General features: G+C 42.7%; 12 protein-coding genes. 11 read left to right on the forward strand and 1 reads right to left on the reverse strand.

Translation table 11 applies throughout. The features are described 5' to 3' along the window. The 11 genes from BLA28_RS25550 (at position 1) to BLA28_RS25600 (ending at position 16897) form a co-directional block, all read left to right on the forward strand. Entirely contained in the window at positions 1-2466 is a 2466-nt protein-coding gene (locus BLA28_RS25550; protein ID WP_069157002.1) for an alpha-L-arabinofuranosidase C-terminal domain-containing protein, read from the forward strand. Between the two features lie 197 nt (positions 2467-2663). After that, a complete protein-coding gene (locus tag BLA28_RS25555; protein ID WP_081329944.1) occupies positions 2664-4211 on the forward strand; it encodes an ABC transporter substrate-binding protein in 1548 nt (515 codons plus the stop codon). Positions 4212-4292: 81 nt separating this feature from the next. After that, positions 4293-5471 (forward strand): MFS transporter, encoded by a 1179-nt coding sequence (locus tag BLA28_RS25560; RefSeq protein ID WP_069157004.1) that lies wholly within the window; start codon positions 4293-4295, stop codon positions 5469-5471. A 19-nt stretch (positions 5472-5490) separates the two neighbouring features. Then, complete coding sequence (locus BLA28_RS25565; RefSeq protein WP_169897302.1) at positions 5491-8340, forward strand: glycoside hydrolase family 3 protein; 2850 nt, start codon at positions 5491-5493, stop codon at positions 8338-8340. Positions 8341-8401: 61 nt separating this feature from the next. After that, positions 8402-9325: an ABC transporter permease gene (locus BLA28_RS25570; RefSeq protein ID WP_069157006.1), complete on the forward strand. Its 924-nt coding sequence runs from the start codon at positions 8402-8404 to the stop codon at positions 9323-9325. A 9-nt stretch (positions 9326-9334) separates the two neighbouring features. Further along, positions 9335-10225: a carbohydrate ABC transporter permease gene (locus tag BLA28_RS25575; RefSeq protein WP_069157007.1), complete on the forward strand. Its 891-nt coding sequence runs from the start codon at positions 9335-9337 to the stop codon at positions 10223-10225. Positions 10226-10276: 51 nt separating this feature from the next. Then, the gene (locus tag BLA28_RS25580; protein WP_069157008.1) at positions 10277-11137 is read left to right on the forward strand and encodes an alpha/beta hydrolase; all 861 of its coding nucleotides are present in this window, start codon (positions 10277-10279) and stop codon (positions 11135-11137) included. Positions 11138-11161: 24 nt separating this feature from the next. Further along, positions 11162-11959, forward strand: a complete 798-nt coding sequence (locus BLA28_RS25585) for an alpha/beta hydrolase (protein WP_069157009.1) — start codon at positions 11162-11164, stop codon at positions 11957-11959. A gap of 30 nt (positions 11960-11989) precedes the next feature. Continuing rightward, on the forward strand, positions 11990-13510 hold the full coding sequence (locus tag BLA28_RS25590; protein ID WP_069157010.1) for a carboxylesterase/lipase family protein: 1521 nt from the start codon (positions 11990-11992) through the stop codon (positions 13508-13510). 80 nt (positions 13511-13590) lie between these two features. After that, positions 13591-15309, forward strand: a complete 1719-nt coding sequence (locus tag BLA28_RS25595; RefSeq protein ID WP_169897303.1) for a sensor histidine kinase — start codon at positions 13591-13593, stop codon at positions 15307-15309. Next, positions 15290-16897, forward strand: coding sequence for a response regulator transcription factor (locus BLA28_RS25600; protein WP_069157012.1), 1608 nt, complete (start codon positions 15290-15292; stop codon positions 16895-16897). The genes BLA28_RS25595 and BLA28_RS25600 overlap by 20 nt, the downstream gene beginning before the upstream one ends. Positions 16898-17020: 123 nt before the next feature. On the opposite strand, the gene BLA28_RS25605 is transcribed toward BLA28_RS25600, so the two are convergent. Further along, on the reverse strand, positions 17021-19210 hold the full coding sequence (locus BLA28_RS25605; protein ID WP_069157013.1) for a hypothetical protein: 2190 nt from the start codon (positions 19208-19210) through the stop codon (positions 17021-17023). Positions 19211-19339: the final 129 nt, after the last annotated feature.

The raw sequence follows: 19339 nt of genomic DNA on the forward strand, positions 1-19339 counted from the left end.
ATGAGCAGAATAACGATACGTACAGAAAATAAAAAATTCCCTGTCGCCCCGAATCTGTATGGCATTTTCTTTGAAGATATCAACAGAGCGGGTGACGGAGGCTTATATCCTGAGATGCTCAGAAACAGATCCTTTGAAGATTCCATCGAACCAAAGGACTGCCATACGGAGCAGGACGGTTATGCACTGGTTACCAGGGCAGGCTGGAGAGATGAGTTTAATCACGGAGAAGGGCTTTCCCGATGGATCAGAAAGAATCAGACGCCCTATACCCCTGTCCCTGCCTGGTATACCCAACAGGCGGTGATGCGCCTGGAACGGGAGGATACCCTGAACAAACACAGGCAGGCCGCCCTTTCCGCTGCCTTTGAAAAGGGCGGAAAACTATATAATACAGGCTTTAACGGGATTTCCCTGAAAGCCGGAGAAACATATTCTTTTTATATGTTTGCGAAAACAGAACATCCGGTCAGCGTAAGAGTCTGCGCTGAGGATGATTCCCATGTGTACGGCAGTATGGATTTCCTGCTGGAGGGCACAGGGTACATGCGCTATGACGGCAGCTTTGCGGCAGACAGGGACGGCGATAATGCCAGGCTCTCCATCTGCTGCCCGGAGGGCGGTGAAATAAGCCTTGGCTTCTGTTCCCTGATGCCGCAGGACACGTATATGGGGCATGGACTGAGGAAGGATCTGGCGGAAAAGCTGAAGGCCCTGAACCCGCGGTTCCTGCGGTTCCCGGGCGGCTGTATTGTGGAAGGCTTTTCCCCGGAAACAGCCATGCGGTTCAGAAATGTGATAGGGCCGGTATGGGAACGCCCCGGCCATCAGCTGATGTGGCATTACCGCAGCTATAACGGCCTGGGATTTCATGAATATCTGCAGCTGTGCGAGGATCTTGACATGGAACCCCTGTATGTGTGCAACTGCGGCATGACCTGCCAGGGAAGAGCGCCTGTGCTGTTTGAAGGAGAAGAACTGGAGGATATGCTGCAGGATACACTGGATGCCATAGAATATGCTGTGGGCGGCAAAGACACGGTATGGGGAAGCCTGCGGGCTCAAATGGGCCATCCGGAGCCGTTCCGGATGAACTATATCGAAATCGGAAATGAAAACTTCGGATCTGATTATGAAATGCGGTATCGGAAGTTCTTTGATACCATAAGAGCCAGATATCCCAACATCCGCCTGATTGCCAATACACACCTGGAGAAGCAGGGGATTCCCGCAGATATCGTAGATGAGCATTTTTACAGTACCGCCGAATTTTTTGCTGAAAACATCCATTATTACGACGGCTATGACAGAAAAGGCCCGGGTATTTTCCTGGGAGAGCTGGCAGTGGTCCGCGGATGGGTGGGACAGCTGTATGGCGCGCTGGGGGAAGCGGCTTTCCTGATAGGAATGGAACGCAACCAGGATGTGGTGGAGTTGGCTTCCTATGCCCCTCTTCTGGAAAATGTAAATTATAATGCATGGTTTCCGAACCTGATTCGTTTTAATAACAGGGAAAGCATGGCGATTCCTACCTATTATGTCTGGAAAATGTTTGGCAACAGCCGCGGTGAAAACGTGGTGGAGGCAGAGGAGGAAACCGGGATTTTGTACCGTCCGGTAAAGGGAATGGCTTCACTCATGGGGCCGTCCGGGCTTCGGTACAAAAATGCGTCATGGAATGGCCGGCCTGTTGGGATCAGCCATAAACTGATGGGGAGAATCGAGGAAAAAGACGGTGTATTCCGTATCCTTCCGCCGGATCAGGAACAGCGTGAAGAAGCGGGAAAGCTTTACGGGGTGGATCCGGAAAGGGTATTTGCCGTATTTGGAGAAGAAGATGTCACAAGCGGAGCTTTTGATATTGAGATCTATGCTGAGGAAGGGAAGGAAATCAGTCTTGGCATATACAGCAGCCGTATGCCGAAAGAGGTATATGTGGCGGACGAAACCCATCCTCCCAAAGAATGGAATGCGGCGAATGTGAAGCCTTTTGTGTGGAGTCTGGAAAATGGTATCAGTTCCTTCCGGGAACAGGCTTATCCGGAGGACAAATATCTGGATAAAGAACGTTTGGTGCAGCTTCAATACGGACAGTTCAACCGGTTCCGGTATGAGGCTGACGGGAAAAGCATGAAGCTTTACGTGAATGGAGAATGTATCCATGAAGCGGCGGTTCCCAGCTTCCCGGCAATGGCTTGCGCAGTCAGTGATTCTTCAACGGAGGTGATTGTAAAAATCGTGAATTTTTCACCGGAAGAGGATGAGGTGGAAATCTCTCTGGACTGTGCGGTGGAAACGGATTACAAGGCAGTGGTGCTTACCGGGGAGAAGCAGGCGGAAAACAGCTTTGAGGAACCGGAGCGGGTGCGTGATGAGGAACGGCTTCTTTCCGGAGCGGCGGAGCAATTTATTTACAGGGCGCCGGGATATTCGGTGAATGTGCTTCGGATTGGTAAGAAAAAATAGAGAGTGAATTATGGCATAACTGGTATGATATACCGGCTATGCCATTTTTATACTGTTTTTATAAGAAAACAGGATATGATACTATAAAAGTGTATTAAGATCAAAAAGTGACAGAAATGTACTAAAAAGTGCAAGCAATAAAAATTAAAATATTGGATAATGTGTCTATCAGCAAAACACTATTAAGGGAGGTAGCTATGAAGAGTAAATTATTAGCGTTGGTAATGACAGGATTGTTAGTACTTGGAATGCTTTCCGGATGCGGCAGTACAAATAAGACATCCGGTGAAAGCGCAGAGGAAGCTGCTCAAACAGGAAAGGAAACGGCAGAGAACAACAATGCGGCGGACGGAGATGAAATGTATCATGCTGTTTTAGTTTATGTTGTCGCACAGGATTCGCAGGATCAGGAAAAAGTTAATGCACGGTTTAACGAATTAACAAAGGAACAATTGAATATGGAAGTAACGCTTATGCCGATGACGTTCAGTACATGGGGGAGCCAGCTTCCACTGATGCTGGCAGGTGGTGAACAGGTTGATTTGTTCCCGATGTTCAGCAATAATGCGTCCACATATGTGGCATCTGACTATCTGGTAGATCTGACTCCTTATTTGGAGCATGCGCCCTATATTGTAGATCTTTTGGGAATGGATTCCATTTCATGCTGTTCTATAGGTGATTTCATTTACGGTATCCCAACGATGAAGGAGCGCAGTATGCCGAATGCCATGGTTATGAGAACCGATTGCCTTGAAGCAGCAGGAATTGATCCTGCCAGTGTGAAAACTTATGAAGATATTACGGCTGCATATGAAAAGGTACATGCACTGTATCCCGATATGATAATGTTTGGCGGAAGCGGGAGTGGGACGAGTGCGGCTACACCGGGAGGACAGTCTGTAAGTTTTGATGGATTGGGACAGGTGGTTGGAACCGGCGTTTTGGAGGATTATGGACAGACTACGACGGTGACTAATTTTTATGAATCTGATTATTTTAAATATCTGGTGGATACTGCCAGAGACTGGTATCAGAAAGGTTATGTTGCGAAAGATATGGCAACTTCTATTGACGGCGGAGAGGCTCAGATGAGGGCGGGTAATTTGTTTTCCTATATGACAAACTGTAAGCCCAATACGAAACAGGAAAAAGATGATCAGACAGGTTATGATACGACGATTGTGCAGATTGATAAGAATGTAATGACGACCGGAGGGATTAACGCTATCAGTTACGGGATCGGCGCAGGTTCGCCAAATCCTGAAAAAGCTATGGAATTGCTTAACTGGATCAGCCAGACAAAAGAAGCAAACGATCTGCTTAACTGGGGCGTAGAAGGAATTCATTGGGTAGAAACGGAAGATGGAACGGCTGATTATCCGGAAGGAGTGACTTCGGAGAGCTGTGGATATCATCAGAATATGGGGTATATTCTTCCCAATCAGTTTAACAGTCATGTGTGGGTTGGAAACGAAGCTGATATTTTTGAGCAGTATCAGGAGGTAGATGGGAAAGCTGTTGTATCTAAAGCGTATGGTTTCACTCCTGATTTGACGGTGGTGACCGACCAGATTGCAGCAGTTACGGATGTAATCAGCCAGTATATAGGACAAATTACTACAGGATCTGTTGATCCGGAACCGGCCATAGAGGACTTCAACCAGGCGCTGTATAATGCGGGATTGCAGGATATTATTGATGCGAAGCAGGAACAGCTGGATGCGTGGCTTGCACAGCAGTAATAATCAGATGACAAAATGTTTTGCAAAAAAGAGCATGATGGTAAAGCCCCATGCTCTTTTTTTACGGAGGGAGCGGGCCGAATGAGTAACACTTCAAGTAAACTGTTTCATGGGAAATTTATCAGGATTATGGCAGCAAATACCTTGTCTGCTTTTAGCTTTTACATGATTTCTACATTATTGTCAACCTTTCTGACGGAAAGAGGAATCAGGCTTTCGATAGCCGGTATTATCATAGGTTTATTTTCTATTACTGCATTATTAATACGTCCGATTTGCGGAATTCTGAGTGATTCCTGTAATAAAATTCTGCTTATACGAATAGCCGCAATAATAATGACAGCCGGATTGTTTGGGTATACGCTGACTTCTTCCGTTCCCTTGCTGATTTTTTTCAGGATAATACATGGGGTTGGTTTTGCGGTCTGCAGCACGGCGATGGTTGCGCTGGCAGCAGATTATATACCGGATAGCCGAATGGGTGAAGGAATCGGATATATGGGGCTTGGACAGGTTATTTCTTCCGCCATAGCACCGGGAATCGGAATTGCTATTGCAGATCATGTGGGAATCCTGGCAACATTTTTTGCGGCAGGAATTATGTCCGCCTGCGTCTTTGTTTTTATGTTTTTGCTTCCATTAAAAGACTGCACTGTAAAGAAAGAGAAAAGCAAAATAACATTCAGTAATATGATTTCAGCAGAAGTGCTTCCTTTTACCATTATTGCAGGTATATTTTCCTTTATGAATGGGATGATTGCAACCTATCTTGTTCAATTTGCAGCAGCAATAAATATTAGTAAGGTAAGTCTGTATTTTACGGTATGTGCCGTTTTCCTGTTTATAGCGCGGCCAATAGCCGGAAAACTGATGGACAAAAAGGGATTGGACATTGTAGTAATTCCGGGAATTGTCCTGGCATGTATATCTGCTGTCCTTTTGGGAAAGGCGGGTACTCTAAGCCTGATTCTCATGTCGGGTGTGATTCGTTCTCTTGGACAGGGAGCGGCACAGCCATCCCTTCAGGCGGCCTGTATTAATAAAGTGGGGAAAGCAAAGAGCGGAATAGCCGTCAGTACCTTTCTTCTCGGAGGAGATATAGGACAAGGAATTTCTCCGATGATCGGCGGGTATTTGGCTGAAAGATATAATTATGAATTTCTGTTTTATTTTTGTGCAGTTCTTTTGTTTGGGGCTTTTTTATATTACCTGACTGTAAGAAACAGGGAGAAAGGAGAAAAGGCAATAGCCATTGAATAAGATCATGGAAAAAATACAAATGAGTGAACGTGAAAGAGAGAATGCGGAAATTGCATATCAAACGGCAGCGGCGGGAATGGTTCTTCTGGAGAATAATGGAGTTTTACCACTAAAGGAAAAAGGGAAAATTGCATTGTTCGGAACAGGAGCAGTGAGGACGGTGCGTGGCGGGACCGGCTCAGGAGATCCTTTTAATGGAGGATTAAGCGGAGGAGGAAATGTCTTTGTTGATCAGTCTCCCAGATATCATATTCATATTCTGGATGCTTTTGAAGAAGGGGGATATGAGGTGGTTACGTCAGCTGATTTAAAACTTCTGGCAGAGGAATATGACAGACGGAAAAGACAGCTGGAAAATCAGGTAATGCATACTTTTGTATTTCCGGAACCATTACTGAAAGAAGAGGACGTGGCTTCTGCGGCAAAACAAAGCGATACCGTAATATATGTGATTTCCAGAAATTCCGGTGAAGGTACCGACCGGAAATTAAAGGGCGGTTCAAATGATTGTCCGAAAGGGTGTGAAATCGGAGATTATCTGCTTGCAGTACAGGAAAAGGAGAATCTGCTGCTTTTAAGAAGATACTTCAAATATCTTATTATTGTATTGAATGTGGGCGGAGTTATTGATATGTGTGAAATAAAAAATGCGAGGCCGGACAGTATTCTTTTGATGGGACTTGCCGGTCAGGAGGGAGGAAGAGCAGTCAGGGATATTTTGAATGCGGCCATTGTTCCTTCGGGAAAACTTACGGATACATGGGCTGCCAGGTATCAGGATTATCCCGCATCCGCTACCTTTGCAGATAATGATGGAAATTCAGAACTGGAAAAGTACAGGGAAGGAATTTTTGTGGGGTACCGTTATTTTGACAGTTTTCATAAAGAACCGATTTATGAATTTGGATATGGGAAAAGCTACACGGAGTTTTCCATTAAAATAAAGGACTTTAAAGAAGAAAAAAATATATTCAGAATAGAGTGTGAAGTTACAAATACAGGCTGTTATCCCGGAGCAGAAGTGCTGCAGTTATATGTAAGCGCCTGTAACACGGATATTGATATGCCTGCGCAGGAGTTGAAAGCCTTTGTAAAAACGAGAATAATGGAACCGGGAGAAAAGCAGAGCGTCAGGTTGAAAACAACGCTTAAGGAGCTGGAGATTTATGATGAGGATTCCGGATCATACGTTGTTAAAAAAGGTATTTATCTATTCCTGGCAGGTAATTCATCGAGGAATACACAGCCGGCAGGTAAAGTAATTATTGATGAAGATCTGTTAACACGAAAGGCGGATGCTATTCTGCCTCTGCCTGGAAAGCTGGAGGAATATCATCATAAAAACTGTATAAATAAGGAGGATTTTTATCCGGAATTACCGGAGATCAAAGCAGGGCGTTGTTTCTTAGTTCCAAAGGAAACGGATGCCGCCTGTGAAAAACAGGCGGTAATTACTTATACAACAGATCCTGATTATCAAGGAATGCTGCCTTATGAAAAAACAGAATTTGTATCCCCCAAAAAAGTAGTTTGGCAGGATGTTCTTGAGGGAAAAGCCTCTTTTGAGGAATTGGCCGCACAAATGACAGACGAGGAACTGGCGGCTCTGAACTGCGGTACAGGATGGGGAGTATCCGATGAAAACAATCCGGTGATAGGTGAGAATTCGGAAAGTGTACCTGGGGCAGCAGGAGAAACAACACATATATTGACAGAGAAATACGGAATCCCTTCGGTAGTTCTGGTAGACGGACCGGGAGGGGTTCGCGTACGGCAGGAATATGAAGCCTTTAATTTACTGACAGGGAAGAAAGAAAAAAGAAATCATTATTGTACGGCATGGCCTTCGGGGACCCTTTTGGCACAAAGCTTTGATCCGAAGATTTTGGAATTGGTCGGCAAGGCAATTGCAAAAGAAATGAAGGAGGTTGGTGCACATATATTACTGGCGCCGGGAATGAATATACACAGAGATCCATTATGCGGCCGGAATTTTGAATATTATTCGGAGGATCCTCTGGTTTCCGGTATTATGGCAGCGGCTTTCGTATCCGGCATTCAAAACAGCGGATTTGGAGTGGGAGCATGTATCAAGCATTTTGCTGCAAATAATCAGGAAACAAACCGTTCATGTGTTAATGAATGGATCGGCCAGAGGACGCTTCGGGAAATATATCTCAAGGGCTTTGAAATTGCCGTCAGGGATTCACAGCCTTTGGCAATCATGACCTCCTATAATCTTATCAATGGGATACCCACGGCTGACAGCTATGATTTATGTACTGCGCTCGCCAGAGGAGAATGGAAATTCAATGGATTAATCATGACGGATTGGAATGGCGGGAGCAGCAGTGCGAGTAAATCTATGCATGCAGGAAATGATCTGATTATGCCAGGAGGAAACACGAAAGCCAGAGAAATTTTGTTGGCTGTAAAACAAATGGAACCGGTATTTGATGACAAAGGACAAATCCTTTTTTCCAAAGTTTATGAACAGCTGCCTTTTTATGAAGAATATTGGAACTCGTTTCGTCTGAAAGCCGATGGGAAGGAAAGATGTACAGCAGTTTTGGGGGAAGGCCACAGGGCATCTGTGGAAGGGGAAAGAATCCTGGTGGATAACGCACCGGTATATACAGAGGTGACGGATCGCTATGAATTTTTACGAGCTTCCGTTAAGCCGGCACCAATAAAGAGTCCTTTGACGATACATATGGCGGAACTGGGAAAGGAAGGAAAAGAGATTATTTATTATGGGGAATATGACAGGCGTCAGACAATATGCAGGGGAGATCTGCAGAGATGTGCGGTGCATATACTGAAGACATTACAAAGAATGGTTTGTTTAAATAGTGACAGAGATGGGTGAAAAAGTGCAAGATAAGAAAAAATTCAGGTGCTACAATACAGAAAAGTAAGGAGGAGGGAGTATGGTGAAAAATACAGAACAGTTCAGAAAAGATTTAGTGAGATCTTTGCCTTTATATTTTATGCTTTTACCGGGATTGATTTATATTTTTATTAATAATTATATCCCGATGGCAGGAATTGTAGTCGCTTTTAAGAAATATTCGGCGCAATTGGGTATTTGGGGCAGTAAGTGGGTGGGTTTTTCCAATTTTACATATTTGTTCCGGAATGATGCGTCGATTCTTATCAGGAATACACTGCTTTATAACACGGCATTTATTTTTCTGGATTTATTTTTTGGGATTTTGATTGCAATCATTGTAACGGATGTTTTCAGCAAAAAGGCAAGAAAAGTATATCAGAGCGCAATTCTGCTTCCTTTTTTGGTTTCCATAGTAATTGTAAGCTATATCGTATATGCTTTTTTATCTACCGAAAATGGGATGATAAACTCGGTTCTTACTATGTTGGGAAAAGAAGAGATACAATGGTATGCAACACCGGGATACTGGCCATTTATTCTCTGCTTTGTACATTTGTGGAAAGGAGTAGGATATGGATGCATGATTTATATTGCCGGAATTTCGGGAATTGATCCTGCGCTATACGAAGCGGCCAGACTCGACGGAGCTTCAAAATGGAAGCAGATTCGCTTTATCACGCTGCCGGAACTGATACCATCGATTACAACACTGCTGCTATTGAATGTCGGGCACATTTTTAATTCCGATTTTGGATTATTTTATCAGGTGCCGCAGAATTCGGGAGCGCTTTACAGTGTTACGAATACGATTGATACATATGTATACCGTGCCCTGATATCCGCCGGAGGTATAGGACGTTCTTCGGCAGCGAGTGTATTCCAGTCACTTGTAGGATTTATTCTTGTGGTATTAAGTAACTTTATTGTCAGCAGGATTGACAAGGATAATGCAATATTCTAGGAGGGGCCGATGATTAAGTCTAAAAGTTTTTATCTCTATCAGACAGTAATTCATATTATATTGATTCTGATTTCCCTGATTGTAGTAGTTCCTATTATTCTGCTGTTTATATCTTCCATATCTTCAGAAAAATCATTGATTGTAAATGGGTATTCCTTCTTCCCTTCTGAATTCAGCCTGGAAGCATATCGATACATCTGGATAAACAAAGGAACGGTATTAAGAGCTTATGGAATAACTATTTTTGTGACCGTTACAGGTACCATATCAAATGTGTTGTTATCATCCATGATGGCTTATGCTCTTTCCGAAAGAAAACTTATATTCCGCCGGATCATTAATTTCTTCATATTCTTTACCATGATTTTTAACGGAGGTCTGGTTCCGGCATATATTATGTGGACAACTACTTTCCAGATTAAGAATACCATTTGGGCTCTTTTGCTTCCCAATTTGCTGGTAAGCCCTATGAATGTAATTCTGATTCGTACTCATATGATGAATGCAGTACCGGAATCGTTATATGAAGCGGCCAAAATAGATGGAGCAGGACATAGGGTACTGTTCACAAAGATTGCGATACCGTTAAGTAAGCCGATTCTTGTTACAATGGGATTATTCTCGGGATTGACATATTGGAATGACTGGACGAATGGCCTCTATTATCTGACAGATCCTAAATACTACAGTATTCAGGTGTTATTAAACAAGATGATTCAGGATATACAGGCTATACAGGCCAATTCAGTTGCTGCTTCAGCAGGAACGGCAATGACGGTTCCGCAGATATCCATTCGGATGGCAATAGCCTTTGTGGCTCTGCTCCCAATTCTAATAATTTATCCCTTCCTTCAGAAATATTTTGCCGAGGGGATTGCTCTTGGGGCGGTTAAGGGCTGAAAGGCGCAGAAATAGGACTATTACAATTATTAGTGAAAGGAATCATGGAAAATGGGAGTTATCAGATTCAATTTTTTATCAAAGGAACTGGGAATGCAGACAAATGTTTCGATTTGTATTCCGACGTTCAGCTTTGCGGATATGTATAATAACAGAACCGAGGTTTATATCCCGGGAATGAAATTCCAGGTATTATATCTGCTTCATGGAGGGAGCGGTGATGACAGTGATTTCATCCATTTCAGCAATATCGTGAGGTATGCGGATGAAAACAAGGTGGCAGTGGTCATGCCGTGTGATTATAATGCCTGTTACACAGATGCTCCTGACGGCCCTAAATATTATTCTTATCTGGTGGAAGAACTTCCGAGAATATGTGCATCCATGTTCCCTATATCAGATAAAAGAGAAGATACTTTTATAGGAGGACTGTCAATGGGATCTCATGGAGCCATGAAAATTGCCATGAACTATCCGGAAAGATTTGCAGCGGCTCTATTTATGTCAGGAGCTTCCTTCAGGCCGGGAGTACCTACCTTTGTTCCAACAAAAGACGGTATCTTCGATCTGGAAACACCGCCTCAGCAGCTGCCTTTTAATTCTGTGGGAGATAAACTGCAGGATCCGGAATATATCAAAGGGACAGTTAATGATGTATTTGCCATTGCCAGAGAGAATGCACAATGCGGGAAAAAACTCCCCAAACTGTTTTTCCGTGTAGGAGATTGTGATCATGCATATTATCGGGCACAGCTGGCAGAAAAAGATCTGAAATCCTGGGGATATGAGACAAAGTTTGAAGTGGTAAAGGGGATGGGACATGAGTGGGATCTTTGGGATTCCACCCTGCGGCTGGCATTACGGGAATGGCTTCCTTTAAAAAGAAGTGCAATTTATCCGGATGAACAATAATTAAACAGAAAGAGAGAGAAGAGAATGGCTAAGTTTATCTGTAATTTTATTTCCTATTCATTAAAAAGAGCTGTAGATATTACGGTAATTATTCCTTCGGTAACATTTCCGGAAGCCTGCGGGGACGGGAATGTAAAAGGCACCGTACCAAAACATGGGAAAATGGAAAAATATCCCGTTATATATCTGCTTCATGGTGTGGGCAATGATCACGCTACCTGGAATTCGTATACGAGTGTGGAACTGTTTGCCGAGGAACGGAATATTGCGGTAGTTATGCTGTCCGCTGAAAATAAAATGTATGTTAACCATGGTGGAAATTCATTCATGGGAGACTATTTCTATGATTTTATTGAAGAAGAACTTCCGGATTTTATCTGCGGAATGTTTCCGGTTTCTGAAAGACCGGAGGATACCTATATTGCGGGACTTTCTATGGGGGCGTTCGGAACAATGATTCATGGACTGAAAAATCCGCAGAGATACAGGGCTATGGGAGCATTTTCTGCTGGTTTGTTTCTACCGCCGACGGAAGCAGAAAAATGGGATCCGGAATATAATCCGCTTGTGCTGACAGAAAGGCTTTCAGAAAAGAAAGTAAAAGATATGAAGATATTTATGGGCTGCGGCGATAAGGATCCTCTTTTTGAGGGCTGCAGAAATTCCGCAGAAATTTTGAAACAAAGCGGGCAGGATGTAACATGGGTGCCTGTAGAAGGGTATGCGCACGAATGGAGGCTTTGGAACCTGTTAATTGAGCGGTATATGGACTGGATTCCCCGAACGGATTATTTCAGCACACTTGGAATCCGCAAAATCTGAACAGATGAAAAAAGTCAGGAGGAAAAGAAAATGAATTTTTATTGTGATATGGATGCACCTGTGGTTGCAACAGATAAAGGGAAGCTCAGAGGGTATTTATTTAATGATATTTATCAGTTTAAAGGAATTCCTTATGCTAAAGCAAAGAGATTCGGGGTGCCGGAAGAAACAGAGGCTTTTGATGGTATCAAGGATATGTTTCATTATGGAAACGTATGTCCTCTTATGTTTCCGGATAGTGCTGAAGGGGATATTATGTCACCGCACAGAGTTTGGTTTCAGAATGAAGATTGCCTGAATCTGAATATATGGACTCCTTCCCTGAAAAAAGGAGAAGATCTTCCGGTAGTTGTATGGCTGCATGGAGGAGGGTTTTTCAGTGGTTCTTCCATTGAACAATATGCTTATGATGGAGAAAACATGAGCAGAAAAGGAAATGTGGTGGTTGTGACCGTAAATCACAGGCTTAATGTTCTGGGATATTTGGATCTGAGAGGATTTGGTGAAAAATATGAACGTTCGTGCAATGCCGGAAATCTGGATTTAATAGCCGCATTAAAATGGATTCATAAAAATATTTCCGGCTTTGGGGGAAATCCTGAGAATGTAACGATATTTGGTCAGTCAGGAGGTGGTGGTAAGGTCATTACTTTGATGCAGATGCCGGAAGCGGATGGTTTGTTTCATAAAGCATTAATTATGAGTGGTATTCTTGGGGAAATTTTATCTGATAAAAATAGAGATACGAAACCGGTTATAAGTAAAACAATGGAAAATCTGGGAATTAAGGAAGTGGATGAATTAGAGACGGTTCCTTATCCGGAACTTGTAAAAGCTTATCTGAGTGCATACAGAGAATTGGTTTCCGAAAAAGGAATTCCTTTCTTTGGGCCAATTCAAAACAGAGACTATTATGGAGATCCCATGAAGGTTGGATTTACGGAGAATGCAAAAAAAATTCCTGTGATGATCGGCTCCGTCTATGCAGAATTTTTCCATTCCAAATATAAAGATGAAAAGGTACCGGATGACAAAATGGAGAAAGTTATAAAGAAGAAGTTCGGCAATGAGGCTGGGGATAGGCTGATACAGGCATTCAGAAAAGCGTATCCGGAGAAAATGCTGTGTGATATTTATTCGGCAGATTCCTCGGCATTCCGGTATGAGACCAAGAAATGGGTGGCAAAAAGTGCGGATGAGAGGTATGCGGATACCTATTCTTACCTGTTCACGCTTGAATTCCCGTTTAACGGCGGCACCCCGGCCTGGCACTGCAGTGATATACCTTTCTTTTTCCATAATATTGAAAAGGTTCCTGTGGTAAATGTTGAGGGGGTATCCGAAAGGTTATGCGAACAGATTTTTGAGGCGTTTATGAGTTTTGTCCATACAGGTATTCCATCCTCGAAATTGCTTCCTGAATGGAAAAAATGCAGTAAGACAGATGAAGTAACCATGATTTTTGATAAGGAATGTGAGGTACGGCATAATTTCGATACGGAATTCATTCAACAGCATTATGATATGAAAGTTTCACCACTATCCCTTTAAGAACCCGAAAAGCACTGCCTATATGAATGAGAATTCACAGGCAGTGTTTTTTATAGTATTATGAGATGGGGGTAATAAATATGAAGAAACCGTTATTTACAAAAACGATACAGCTGATGATATGGCTTATGTTAATGATTGCTGTTATCGGATTGGTTCTGGGACATCGCCTTATGTTATATTATTTTGAAAAAGAGAAGGAAGATATTACAAACGGGATCAGGCAATATTTTGAACTGAATGATAATAGTTTCCGACAGCTGAATCAGGAACTGCTTTTTATAGCTGCCAATGACGCTAATGTAAAAGGGCTTACCAGTATGGAGAATGTACAGGAGCCGGACTATAAAGCGCTTTTAAACTATAATATTGATGTGGCCGCCGTGCAGATGCGGCTTCAGAATATTGTATCTGTATATGGAAATAAGTATTATGTTTGGCTTTATGAGGCCAAATCAGATACTTTTATTGATTATGGAAATAATGACTATAAGCTGAGAACGGATTTCCGGGAAATAATAGGAAAACAGATAGAAGAAAAAAATATAAAACTGTCACAGAATGGCAGATGGTTTATTGAAGAACAAAGATATATATGTTCAACTCTGCGTTTTGGAAATGTCTATATCGGAACCTGGATTGATTTGGAGGATTATCTTGACAATATAATGAAACTGAAGATATCACCTTCTTTTATGGTAAGCATTCTGGATCAGGATGAAAATCCGGTAAGAAATAAAAGATATCTTTATGGTGACATCACGGATATTGATGATATGGAAAGCGGAGAGAAAGGATTATCTAATTTTACAATAAAGGAAAAAGGGGCAAAAAGTGATTTTTCGATAGTAATCAGGATTTATCAGAAATGGTATGAAAACAGTCATTTCCTGCAGATGGTACTGGTATTGGTTTCCCTGGGATTTTTATTAGTGGTATTAAGTTTTTCCGTATATCTGCGCAATAAAGTGCTTCATCCCATATTGCGTTTTTATAATCAGATTGCTGCCAATTCCGGTATTCAGAAAATCAACGTAAATGAAGGTGTGATGGAATTAGACGAAGCGGCCAGAATGCTGAATGTACTTATTGATGAGGTCCATGCTCTGGAATTGGATAATTATGTGCAGAAAACCAAACGTCAGGAGGCCGAGCTGGGATTTGCCCAACAGCAAATCAGGCCACATTTTTTTATTAACTGTCTGAATGTCATATACAGTATGGCACAGCTGAACAAAAAACAGAATATACAGGACTTGTGTGTCGATATATCGGATTATATGAGGCTTTTGTTTCAGGCAAATACGGACTTGGTTCCGGTGCTGCAGGAATTGGATATGATTGATAAATATCTGAAGGTAATGAATAGTGTTTACGGACAGGATTTTATGTACAGCCTTACGAAGGAATGTGAGCTGGCAGGAGATATCATGCCTCCGTTATTGATTCAGACTTTTGTTGAAAATTCTATTAAGCATGGAGGAAAAGAGGAACGGCTGTTTATTTCGGTTGTAATTAAAAAGGAATGTAGCGTAAATATAAATAAACTATGTATCAGTATACAGGATTCCGGAATTGGATTTCCTGAAGAAGTTTTGGAAAAACTTAATCGGGGTGAAGAAATACAGAAGGCTGCGGGACACCAGATCGGAATTCAGAATGTGCTGCAGAGATTGAAGCTGATTTATGGAACTGATTATGAACTGCTCTTTCAAAATTTGGGAAGCGGAGCGAAAGTTACAATCAGAATACAGGAACGGAAAGCAGAGGCGGTTAAAGATGAATATACTGTTGGTTGACGATAATCAATATGTTTTGGAAGGTCTGTTAGATGGAATTGATTTTTCAGGGCTTGGATTTTCGCAGGTATATACAGCCAAAAGTGCGGGAAAAGCCAGAGAATTAATGGATAGTAACAGCATACAGATTGTCATTACCGACATAGAAATGCCGAATGGTTCAGGGTTGGAGCTTTTGGAATGGATCAATGCGGTCCATCCGGGGACGGTGACTCTTTTTTGTACCAGCTTTGCAGATTTTAACTATGCAAAAGAGGCTGTACGTCTGCACTGCTTTGATTATTATGTAAAGCCTATTCAGTATTCTGATTTTACCATGCATGTTGTCAAAGCAATAGAAGAAGTACAACGTTTGGAGAGTGAAAAACAGATCCAAAAGTATGGGAAATATTGGATGGACAATCAATGGAACAATAAAGCAGATTTCTGGTATAAATATCTTTATCGTCTGAATCAGGTTACAGACGATGAAATAAGGGAGGAAATAACAGGAAGAAAGCTTGAATATACTCTGGATCAGGAGATTGATATCTGTATAATCAAAATTGGAAAATCTATAAAAATACAAATGCTGACAGAAGAAAATAAAGATTTCATTTTCAGAAATATTTCCGAAGAAATTTTTGTTAAAGAATTCTATGTTTTAGAAGGGCTGCTGATTACAGCAAACAATACGATGACGGTAATTCTCAGCAATCAAAATAAAGAAGAACATCGTTTACGAAAACTATGCGGGGAGCTGCTGGATTGTCTTCATAAGTATGTAGCTCAGGAAAGTAATTGTTATTACAGGGAACATATCAAGGTGAGAGAAGCACGGAAAGCAGTTTTACAGATGGAAGAGATCTCGCTGGACGACATATCAAAGGAAAAAAGGGTAATAGATTATCAGAACTATGTAATGGAAAGAAAGGAAGAATATTCTGCAGATCTGAATGAATGGGAAAGCTTATTCCGTAATAAACAGTCGGAGAATCTGATGGCGAAAATTAATGCTTATATGGCGGAACAGATGCGGAATAAAAATATGACCGGGCAGTTCCTGCGGGAAATTCGATCCTCAATAGTCCAGATAAGCGGTACGATTTTACAGGAAAATAAAATAGAGGCTTATAAATTGTTTGATGATGCGTATTACGATACAATTTTTACGGAATCCGTCAAATCTGTTTCAAACATGCAGCGATTTGCAGAATATGTAATTGGGAAATCCATTGATTATATAAAGGAAATTGAAAAATCGCAAACCTTTATCACAAAAATCATACGGTATATGGAAGAAAATTATAATCGGAATATCACACGGGATGAACTGGAAAACATAGCGTATGTTAATATAAATTATCTGTCGAGAATATTTAAGCAGGAGACTGGAAAGTCGCTTCATAATTATCTTATGGGAATTCGGATTGACAGAGCTATCGCCATGCTGCAAGAAGGAAAGACTACAGTTTCAGAGGTTTCACTTTCCGTCGGATATGATAATTTTTCCTATTTTTCCAGATTGTTTAAAGATAAAACAGGTTATACCCCTAAAGAGTACAAGAATATGTTTTCTGAGAATAAGAAAAACTGTCAGGAATCTTGAAGCTGTCTGGGAAATATATCAACAGAAAAATGCCCCGAATGATATCCGCATAATTTCCTGCGGGATATATTCGGGGCAATTTTATATAGAAAAGCAGACAGCACTTACACTACATCTGCAATTTTAAAAATAATTCTCATAAATCCGGTTCCGTTTCTCCCTTTCCTCCTTATCCATCCTCTGTGCGTCTTCGATTTCATACACGCCAAAAGTTTCATAAAGCCGTTCGCAGGGCTCCGCTTCCACAAAGGTACACCAGGGCAGCCAATGATACTGGCTTCCTAATTTCTGGCTGAAGAAATTGCCGCTTTCGTGTCCGAGGCCGGGCATGGCATAACCGGAGGTTCCATCAATGTCATTGGACTGACGTGTATTCTTATGAATAAATTCTGCAAAATCCAGATAATGGCTGTCCCCTGTCAGAAGATAAAGCCTGTAATAGGTATAAGAACAGGCGGCCATATACACATCGGCTCCCCCGCCTATGGTGATGATACTCTGTCCGCTGATGGAATACTGGTTGAAAGGATGCTTCGGCCATGGCGTATAAACAGGGAAGGTCCAGGCATAAGTCCAGGTTTCCGTATAATCCGCAGCGCCCACTGCGCCTTCCAGCCAGTGTTTGTCTCCTGTGAGGTCATAGAGTGACAGAAAGCCGAACAAAGCATAGATTCCTGCTTCTTTATCCTGGATATCCGTGTTGTCACAGGTGCCTCCCCGATACTCCATATTCAGATAAGCGTTGTCAAAGGACCAGTCTCCGGCTTTTTCTGCCGCCGCTTTATATTTCTCATCACCTGTCACCAGGTAAAGCTGTACCAGAAAACGGATGACGCTGGGCGTGTTGGACTTGGAATCCATACGTATGGAACCGTCGGTATAATAAGCCCGGTAAAAGCTGCCGTCCTCATTCTGGACTTTTACAAGCCAGTCCCCGGTTTTTATACAGAAAGCAAGCCAGTCCGTCTTTTCTTCACCGACTTTATGCAGATAAACATAAGCATCCAGTATGGCCTCCATCCCGTCCGCAAGCATACGCGTATAATGGGGATAGGGTTCAAATCCCTTTATGTTGGGATTGTAGCACATTTGAGGAAGTCCGGACGGAGTCATGGCCGTATTTACCCAGAAGTCCAGGATTCCCATTCCCTTTTCCCTGGCTTCCGGAAGCTTTTCCCGATCGCCATACCGGAGCAGCAGATTGCCGATTCCCGGCTGCTGTCCCACAAAGCCGAACTGAAAGGACACGGAAGAAATATCCATATCAGGAAGCTGGCAGGCAAAGGGAAGGCCATAGGAGTCGCCATATTTTCTTGTGTATTTCATAAAGATTTCCATACAGTTGCGGTAATGCCGTTCATTATCCACACAGAAGAGCCTGTCCCGCATACGGCTGTAAGTGATCCGCCAGATATCCCTCATCATTTCCTGAAAGCTTTCATGCTGCCCGAAGTTAATGGCAACGGAATAATTCTGTTCAAAGCCAGGTACGACAGGATGGTTGATGCGGCGGAAATTCATGGCCTTATTATGGTAGTCCAGCCCGCCGTAAGAATTCTTTACAGGAGTCTGGCCATCGCAGCCCGGATAGACATAATCGATGGACAGGCCGTCAACCGGAGTGGGATTATCCTTCCTTACGGCAAATCCATAATACATATAATTGAGAGTGCGTTTTTCCGGCCTGCTCATTCCCACAGAACCAATAGTAAATTTCGGATCCGTATTATTTTCCGACTGTTCAATGCCAAGAGTGCGCATAGTCACATCAGAAGCCCACCTGGACAGGGAGGCCATTTCCCCGGAACCAATATGATGCATGGCAAACAGCGGAAGCGCACATCTCGTCTCCAGCATCCAGAAATACTCACAGTCCAAATCCTTCCCCATCAGCTCATCAGGGCCGAATTCATTCTGCCGGTACCACACACCCGGTGCAAAACACTGATAATCATGAGGATCCTCCGACTCCGCCATAACAAGAGAAAATTTACTGGAAAACCCAAGATCATCCCCGGCTTCCACAACCTTTACACAACGCTGAAGCCGAAACCCGGCATCCCCTGCTTCATAGGTATCAATAAAAGCAAATCCGGAACCGGAAGGCACACGCAGCGTTCCCTCCGCAACCATCCGCCCATCCCGCATTTCCGCCTTTTCATAAGCGGCATCATAAAACTCGCTCACGGCAAATGAAGTTTTAACGGTAACGAACATAGGACGCCTGTTAAAATAAAGCAATGTCCCGTTTTTCCTTACTTCAATCCCTCCATCTTCATAGGAAAGGATATAATTATCAAATTGCAGTTCCATAATACAGTAACCCTCCTGATATAAATATAGTATTAGTTCCAACACCTCCGCTTGTCCCCGGCCCCTGCGCCTGATTTGCTTCCGGCCCTTCGTGCTGCCCGTCTCCCCGCCTGCCTGCCCGGCTATACA

Origin of the sequence: Eisenbergiella tayi (assembly GCF_001881565.1) — a bacterium.
GTDB classification, from domain to species: domain Bacteria; phylum Bacillota; class Clostridia; order Lachnospirales; family Lachnospiraceae; genus Eisenbergiella; species Eisenbergiella tayi.

Excerpts from the sequence above, each read along its gene's own strand:
- BLA28_RS25605 (WP_069157013.1), bottom strand. The coding sequence starts at position 19,210 with ATGGAACTGCAATTTGATAATTATATCCTTTCCTATGAAGATGGAGGG.
- BLA28_RS25560 (WP_069157004.1), top strand. The coding sequence starts at position 4,293 with ATGAGTAACACTTCAAGTAAACTGTTTCATGGGAAATTTATCAGGATT.
- BLA28_RS25600 (WP_069157012.1), top strand. The coding sequence starts at position 15,290 with ATGAATATACTGTTGGTTGACGATAATCAATATGTTTTGGAAGGTCTG.
- BLA28_RS25585 (WP_069157009.1), top strand. The coding sequence starts at position 11,162 with ATGGCTAAGTTTATCTGTAATTTTATTTCCTATTCATTAAAAAGAGCT.
- BLA28_RS25550 (WP_069157002.1), top strand. The coding sequence starts at position 1 with ATGAGCAGAATAACGATACGTACAGAAAATAAAAAATTCCCTGTCGCC.
- BLA28_RS25580 (WP_069157008.1), top strand. The coding sequence starts at position 10,277 with ATGGGAGTTATCAGATTCAATTTTTTATCAAAGGAACTGGGAATGCAG.
- BLA28_RS25575 (WP_069157007.1), top strand. The coding sequence starts at position 9,335 with ATGATTAAGTCTAAAAGTTTTTATCTCTATCAGACAGTAATTCATATT.
- BLA28_RS25595 (WP_169897303.1), top strand. The coding sequence starts at position 13,591 with ATGAAGAAACCGTTATTTACAAAAACGATACAGCTGATGATATGGCTT.
- BLA28_RS25570 (WP_069157006.1), top strand. The coding sequence starts at position 8,402 with ATGGTGAAAAATACAGAACAGTTCAGAAAAGATTTAGTGAGATCTTTG.
- BLA28_RS25565 (WP_169897302.1), top strand. The coding sequence starts at position 5,491 with ATGAGTGAACGTGAAAGAGAGAATGCGGAAATTGCATATCAAACGGCA.
- BLA28_RS25590 (WP_069157010.1), top strand. The coding sequence starts at position 11,990 with ATGAATTTTTATTGTGATATGGATGCACCTGTGGTTGCAACAGATAAA.
- BLA28_RS25555 (WP_081329944.1), top strand. The coding sequence starts at position 2,664 with ATGAAGAGTAAATTATTAGCGTTGGTAATGACAGGATTGTTAGTACTT.